The 6,207-nt window shown below is 55.0% G+C and carries 6 protein-coding genes and 6 tRNA genes; 9 read left to right on the top strand and 3 right to left on the bottom strand.

What is annotated here, in order from left to right; all coding sequences use genetic code 11:
- Positions 1–11 precede the first annotated feature (11 nt).
- The 6 genes from AC2D8U_RS16920 to AC2D8U_RS16895 all read left to right on the top strand — a co-directional run bounded on the left by AC2D8U_RS16920 (position 12) and on the right by AC2D8U_RS16895 (position 1,675).
- Positions 12–96: transfer RNA gene (locus tag AC2D8U_RS16920), tRNA-Tyr, on the top strand.
- Positions 97–148: 52 nt separating this feature from the next.
- Positions 149–233, top strand: a tRNA-Tyr gene (locus tag AC2D8U_RS16915).
- A 52-nt stretch (positions 234–285) separates the two neighbouring features.
- Positions 286–370: transfer RNA gene (locus tag AC2D8U_RS16910), tRNA-Tyr, on the top strand.
- A 52-nt stretch (positions 371–422) separates the two neighbouring features.
- A tRNA-Tyr gene (locus tag AC2D8U_RS16905) sits at positions 423–507 on the top strand.
- Positions 508–560: 53 nt separating this feature from the next.
- Positions 561–645, top strand: a tRNA-Tyr gene (locus tag AC2D8U_RS16900).
- 325 nt (positions 646–970) lie between these two features.
- The gene (locus tag AC2D8U_RS16895; protein WP_484620251.1) at positions 971–1,675 is read left to right on the top strand and encodes an SDR family oxidoreductase; all 705 of its coding nucleotides are present in this window, start codon (positions 971–973) and stop codon (positions 1,673–1,675) included.
- Here the strand turns inward: AC2D8U_RS16895 and AC2D8U_RS16890 are convergent.
- On the bottom strand, positions 1,660–1,884 hold the full coding sequence (locus AC2D8U_RS16890; protein ID WP_484620250.1) for a DUF3820 family protein: 225 nt from the start codon (positions 1,882–1,884) through the stop codon (positions 1,660–1,662). The genes AC2D8U_RS16895 and AC2D8U_RS16890 overlap by 16 nt on opposite strands.
- A 49-nt stretch (positions 1,885–1,933) precedes the next feature.
- Between AC2D8U_RS16890 and AC2D8U_RS16885 the strand changes: the two genes are divergently transcribed.
- From AC2D8U_RS16885 to rrtA, 3 genes are read left to right on the top strand one after another with little or no spacing between them, the layout of a single operon-like run.
- Complete coding sequence (locus tag AC2D8U_RS16885; protein WP_484620249.1) at positions 1,934–3,016, top strand: PLP-dependent cysteine synthase family protein; 1,083 nt, start codon at positions 1,934–1,936, stop codon at positions 3,014–3,016.
- Positions 3,013–3,714 carry a 7-cyano-7-deazaguanine synthase QueC gene (gene queC / locus AC2D8U_RS16880; RefSeq protein WP_484620248.1) on the top strand — a complete coding sequence of 234 codons (702 nt, stop codon included), beginning with the start codon at positions 3,013–3,015 and terminating at the stop codon, positions 3,712–3,714. Before AC2D8U_RS16885 ends, queC begins: the two co-directional genes overlap by 4 nt.
- Positions 3,692–4,315: a rhombosortase gene (rrtA, locus tag AC2D8U_RS16875; RefSeq protein ID WP_484620247.1), complete on the top strand. Its 624-nt coding sequence runs from the start codon at positions 3,692–3,694 to the stop codon at positions 4,313–4,315. The genes queC and rrtA overlap by 23 nt, the downstream gene beginning before the upstream one ends.
- Before the next feature lie 42 nt (positions 4,316–4,357).
- Here rrtA and AC2D8U_RS16870 read toward each other — a convergent pair whose 3' ends face one another.
- Positions 4,358–4,759, bottom strand: coding sequence for a hypothetical protein (locus tag AC2D8U_RS16870; RefSeq protein ID WP_484620246.1), 402 nt, complete (start codon positions 4,757–4,759; stop codon positions 4,358–4,360).
- A 793-nt stretch (positions 4,760–5,552) separates the two neighbouring features.
- Positions 5,553–5,628: transfer RNA gene (locus AC2D8U_RS16865), tRNA-Asn, on the bottom strand.
- Positions 5,629–6,207 lie beyond the last annotated feature (579 nt).

Here is a 6,207-nt window from a genome sequence, read left to right as displayed (position 1 = left end):
CAACACCCCGTGGAGGGGTTCCCGAGTGGCCAAAGGGAACAGATTGTAAATCTGTCGGCACTGCCTTCGATGGTTCGAATCCATCTCCCTCCACCATTTTCTTCGACACGCCCAGGCGGATCGAAACACAAGTTAAGCAACACCCCGTGGAGGGGTTCCCGAGTGGCCAAAGGGAACAGATTGTAAATCTGTCGGCACTGCCTTCGATGGTTCGAATCCATCTCCCTCCACCATTTTCTTCGACACGCCCAGGCGGTTCGAAACACAAGTTAAGCAACACCCCGTGGAGGGGTTCCCGAGTGGCCAAAGGGAACAGATTGTAAATCTGTCGGCACTGCCTTCGATGGTTCGAATCCATCTCCCTCCACCATTTTCTTCGACACGCCCAGGCGGTTCGAAACACAAGTTAAGCAACACCCCGTGGAGGGGTTCCCGAGTGGCCAAAGGGAACAGATTGTAAATCTGTCGGCACTGCCTTCGATGGTTCGAATCCATCTCCCTCCACCATTTTCCTTCGACACGGCCTTGGCGTGGCGACTACAATTTAGGTTTTACCCCGTGGAGGGGTTCCCGAGTGGCCAAAGGGAGCAGATTGTAAATCTGCCGGCTCCGCCTTCGTAGGTTCGAATCCTACCCCCTCCACCATTTATGCCACCTGCCAGGGTGGCTTTTTGCGTTTATGGGCTTCCCTTAACATTTCGAGCCGGTTTTATCCCGCCAATCGGCATGGCTGCCAACGCGCCCCAGCACGCTCCCAGGGAAAAGTGCCCCCAAGCAGTTCGATCTCCAACTCACCGTCATTTGCCACATTCGGCAGCGATTTCAGCAGCCACTTGACTGATAAACCCAAATAATCAAGCACCGAACTTTTGGTCAAAGCGAGGCAGGCACTACACTGTAACCAAGCACCGCCGTTCAACTATCCCTCCAACGACTCATCCTCATTGTCCATTCATACAAGGAGTGTGTTATGACCACTGCCATCGTGATCACCGGAAGCCAGGGCCTGATCGGCCAAGAGTTGGTCCGCCACTTCGCCCAATCCCAACCTGTACTGGCTGTCGATATCCATGCCCCGAATCCCGAACTGTTTGAAGGACTCCCGGTAGAACAATTTGAGCTGGACGTCACCGACGAGCAGCAGATCGCTCGCTGGCGTGACCAGATTGAGCAACGCGTCATCGGTGGCTTGATCAACAACGCCGCCATCGCCTACCCCTACCAACCGCCACTGGCCCAGCTACCACTGGAACATTGGCAGCAGGTATTGAACGTCAATCTGACCGGGCCCATGCTCATGAGCAAACACCTGACTCCCCTTCTGCTGGATGGCAGCGCCATAGTGAATATTGCCTCCACTCGAGCCAGTCAATCAGAGCCGGATTGCGAAGCCTACGCCGCTTCCAAAGGTGGGTTGGTTGCCCTAACCCACGCCATGGCCGTGAGCCTGGGTCCGAAAATACGCGTCAACTGCATTAGCCCAGGCTGGATCCATGATGGCAGTGAGTTAGCGGAAGAGGAGCACCTTCAGCACCCTTGTGGCCGAGTCGGTGAACCCGGGGATATCGCCAAACTTGCCAGCTTCCTCCTGTCTCCCGACAGCGGGTTTATTACTGGCCAGGAGTGGCGGGTGGATGGCGGGATCGGTAAAAGAATGACCTATCTGGAGGAGTGATCTTCCTTGAGGGGGTTGAGCAGGTAACCCAGTCCGTTGTGCTTGATCTCCAGCATTAAGGCCAGTCTGGGTCCCAGTGGCGGCGCAGGCCAGCCCTTGTTCTGCATCCAGACCAAATAGGCGATGGGCAACCGATGTAGGGGCTGTCCCGCATACTTGCCAAAAGGCATGGTTTCGTTAGCCAGTTCTCTTAACAGTTTGGGGTCCATTGCGATACCATCCAGCTTCAATCTAAACGTCGCATTATACGGAAAAACTATGCCTCGCAGTTGGGTTAACTGGGCCATCGCCCAGATCGAAGCCGATTTTCAGCGCAGTGCCGATACGCACCTGATCAAACTTGATCTGCCCTTCCTCACGCAGATCGACATCTATCTCAAAGATGAGAGTACACATCCGACCGGCAGCCTCAAACATCGTCTGGCCCGCTCCCTGTTCCTTTATGCCTTGAGCAACGGCTGGATCCGGCAAGGCACCACCATTATTGAATCCTCCTCAGGCTCTACCGCCATTTCGGAGGCCTACTTTGCCCGGTTGCTCGGCCTGCCCTTTATCGCGGTGATCCCCAAGTCCACCGCGCAGAAAAAAATCGATCAGATCGAGTTCTACGGCGGTCGCTGCCACCTGGTTGAGCCCGGAGAGATCTACACCGAAAGTGCCCGATTGGCTCGGGAACTGGATGGCCACTATATGGATCAGTTTACCTATGCTGAGCGTGCGACCGACTGGCGTGGTAACAATAACATTGCCGACTCCATCTTTATCCAGATGCAGCGAGAGCGTTTCCCAGAGCCCAGATACATTGTGATGAGTCCGGGTACAGGTGGTACATCTGCCACCATTGGTCGGTACCTTCGCTACCAAAAGCTGACGACCCAGCTCTGTGTGGTCGATCCGGACAATTCGGTGTTCTTCGACTACTTCCACCACCGTGATCCCGGGCTAACCAGTGACAAGTCTTCAAACATTGAAGGAATAGGTCGTCCCCGAGTGGAACCCTCCTTTATCCCCGATGTGGTGGATGATATGCGTCGGATCCCGGACACCGCGTCCATCGCCACCATGCAGTGGGTCAGTGAGTTACTGGGCCGTAAAGTCGGTGCCAGTACAGGGACCAACCTCTACGGCGTGCTACAACTGGCCAGTGAAATGCAAGCCCGCGGCGAGTCTGGCTCACTCGTGACCCTGCTGTGCGACTCCGGTGAACGCTACCTCGACAGCTATTATTGTGATGATTGGGTTCAAGCCAGGATCGGTGATCTCACCCCTCACCGCCGTGCCCTATCCCAGTTCGCTCAAACCGGCCAACTTCCAGCAGATCATAAGGAGACCAACGGATGAGCCAGCCAAACATCGCCGTCGTCGTTTTTTCCGGAGGTCAGGACTCCACCACCTGCCTGATCCAGGCTCTGCATCAGTATGATGAGGTCCACGCTATCACCTTCGATTACGGTCAGCGTCATGTTCAGGAGATCGAAGTAGCCCAGGAGTTGGCCGAGCAGCTCAACATCACCGCCCACAAAGTACTGGATGTCGGACTGCTCAACGAGCTTGCAATCAGCGCGTTGACCCGAGATAGCATTCCCGTGGCCAACGAACTGATGGATAACGGCCTGCCCAATACCTTCGTACCCGGACGTAATATTCTCTTTCTCACTCTGGCGGGGATCTACGCCTACCAGATCGGTGCCCAGACGGTGATCACCGGCGTGTGTGAGACTGACTACTCCGGGTACCCGGACTGCCGTAATGACTTTGTCCAGGCCCTGGAAAAGGCCCTGGAATTGGGGATGGATAGGCCACTGACCCTGAGTACTCCCCTGATGTGGCTGGACAAGGCTGAAACCTGGGCCCTGGCCGATCATTATCATGCCTTGGAACTGGTTCGGGATAGCACCCTGACCTGTTATAACGGAGTGATCGGCTCCGGCTGTGGTGAGTGTCCTGCCTGCCACCTGCGCGCCAATGGGTTAGCGCAATATCTTGAGCACAGGGCCCAAACTCTGGAGCGGGTACGTGAGAAGTGTGAACTGGACTGAGATCAAAACCGTGCCTAAGGTCTTTGGCCGCCCCACCGCCGATCAACTGGGCTTGCCCCTGTTGCTGACCCTGCTAGCCGTGACGTGTGCCCTGATCCCGGCCTGGTACGAGCCCCTGATCTGGTCTCGAGACGAGTTGGGGCAGGGGCAATGGTGGCGGCTGCTCAGTGGCCATCTACTGCACTCCAATACCTACCATCTCCTACTGAACCTTGGCGGCTTGGCTGTGATCTTCGCTCTGCACCAGCCTCACTACCGTACTGGGTCCATGCTGCTGCTCAGCTTGGCGATGATGCTGTTGATCAGTATTGGGATCTGGTTCTGGGTACCCGGGATCGTACGTTATGTGGGTCTAAGCGCCCTGCTCCATGGTCTGTTTACCTGGGGAGCGCTGATGGACATTCGACAGGGTTGGCGCAGTGGCTGGCTCCTGCTTATCGGCGTCCTGGGCAAAGTGGGATGGGAGCAATTCTCCGGTGGGTCTACCAGCACCATGGAACTCATCGATGCACGAATCGCCGTGGAAAGTCATCTCTTGGGCGTACTCAGCGCACTACTGCTGTTTGCCATCCTGTTTATTGGAAATAAATTCACGCGCTAACGATTTGACAAAAAGAGCCCGGCAAACCTGCCGGGCGCTTACTTACCATTGCGCTTTGTAACTTCCGCTGCCCTCGCCATGAACAAAACTTTGCGCCATCAATCGCATCGCTTCGTCCATATCACCATTCGCTGCAGCCCGGTACTGACTATCGAGTACCGCTTGCTCTTGAATGGCGCCGGCCGCCGTTGGAAAATCCTGTAACAGGACATTGATATCCAACGGCGGGGGCGCTGTACCGACCGGTGCCGGCGTGTTAGTGGTCCCGAAGTAGGCAAGTCCGCCAACCTCCGGCACGCCCCGTTGCGCCAGTACCGAACGGATCTTCGATTGTTGAATCGCGCTATATCCGTCGACCACTCCACTCGGCTTCAACACAACGGCAACCACCGTTACAACGGCCAGCACAGCCAACAGGCCCCAGTGACGCATAGACCAGACCATACCTTCCTCCTTGCACCTGTGTCACCTGAGTTAAGTATGGCAAATACGCCCCCATTTCACACAATGCGTCATAATGGCACCAAAGTTCAGCACGATAGCACCAGAACAGCGCCTTTTTTTTGCCAGGCCATCTTTACCTTTCCATCTCAAAATCGACCTGTCCCAACGTAAAATCGGTCTCACTGTCCTCATAGGAACCCGGATAACACGGAAATGCTCGCCAGCCGACCAGGGTCTTCGAGGTGACATTCCCCTGTGCAAGCAATAAGTAACCTAAGGACCCCGTATGCAGGAAGCGCGACAGGAGCCGGTCCGCCGTTCTACCGACTGAACATATAAGCCCAAAACGACAAAACCCCGCTCAACTGAGCGGGGCTTCGCAATGTGGCTCCCCCTGCTGGACGGCTCTTTCTACGAGCTGCGCGACATACGCGTGCTCCTAAAAAGTCCAGCAAGAGCCGGTCCGCCGTTCTACCGACTGAACATACGGCTCTAAAACGAAAAAGCCCCGGCCTTTCGGCCAGGGCTTCGCAATGTGGCTCCCCCTGCTGGACTTGAAGGAGCAACATACGCGTTCTTAACAAGAGCCGGTCCGCCGTTCTACCGACTGAACATACGGCTCTAAAACGAAAAAGCCCCGACCTTTCGGCCGGGGCTTCGCAATGTGGCTCCCCCTGCTGGACTTGAAGGAGCAACATACGCGTTCTTAACAAGAGCCGGTCCGCCGTTCTACCGACTGAACATATAAGCCCAAAACGACAAAACCCCGCTCAACTGAGCGGGGTTTCAAAAGTGGCTCCCCCTGCTGGACTTGAACCAGCGACATACGGATTAACAGTCCGCCGTTCTACCGACTGAACTAAGGGGGAACAGAGTCGCCACACCGTCAGTGCGTCAACGGCGCGAATAGTAAAAAACGCGCCCGTTGGAGTCAACCGCTTTGCCGCCATTTTTCCCTTCGCCGACGAAAGAGTTGCGCCCCGTATCACAATTTCGACTCATGAAGCACCAACCGGCGGTAAACATCGGCCCTTCATTCGCCCTGCAAACTCATTGATATTGAGTCAATACTTAAATCCAGTTCAGGATAATATCCTGCTTAGTGGCACCGCAAAATGAGATGTTAATGTTTTGCGATATTTGACATTTCGAAGGGTTGACTTTGAGCAAGCCCATACCGTCGCGGCCTTGCAGGCGTTATCCACTGTTTTTGTGGATAACTGTGTTGATGAGACACCTGCACACCACGCAAACGCCCGCCATATCTGGATTTACGCGGCACTGGGCGTTTTCTGTGCATAAGTGACAGTTGATTTAAAAACAAACAGTTAGAGCTCTCCCCCTGAGATCTGTTTCTCCCTATCACGAACAGACGAAATGTATTGGATGTTGATGTATGGTTGTGTATTAGTTTCTTTCTTTGAGCTTAGGTAACAGCCTTTCCTCCT

The organism is Ferrimonas sp. YIN67 (assembly GCF_057219095.1).
Note: the sequence above shows the minus strand (reverse complement) of the source record. Positions and strands in the feature narration are given on the sequence as shown.

Excerpts from the sequence above, each read along its gene's own strand:
- AC2D8U_RS16890 (WP_484620250.1), bottom strand. The coding sequence starts at position 1,884 with ATGGACCCCAAACTGTTAAGAGAACTGGCTAACGAAACCATGCCTTTT.
- AC2D8U_RS16895 (WP_484620251.1), top strand. The coding sequence starts at position 971 with ATGACCACTGCCATCGTGATCACCGGAAGCCAGGGCCTGATCGGCCAA.
- queC (WP_484620248.1), top strand. The coding sequence starts at position 3,013 with ATGAGCCAGCCAAACATCGCCGTCGTCGTTTTTTCCGGAGGTCAGGAC.
- AC2D8U_RS16885 (WP_484620249.1), top strand. The coding sequence starts at position 1,934 with ATGCCTCGCAGTTGGGTTAACTGGGCCATCGCCCAGATCGAAGCCGAT.
- AC2D8U_RS16870 (WP_484620246.1), bottom strand. The coding sequence starts at position 4,759 with ATGGTCTGGTCTATGCGTCACTGGGGCCTGTTGGCTGTGCTGGCCGTT.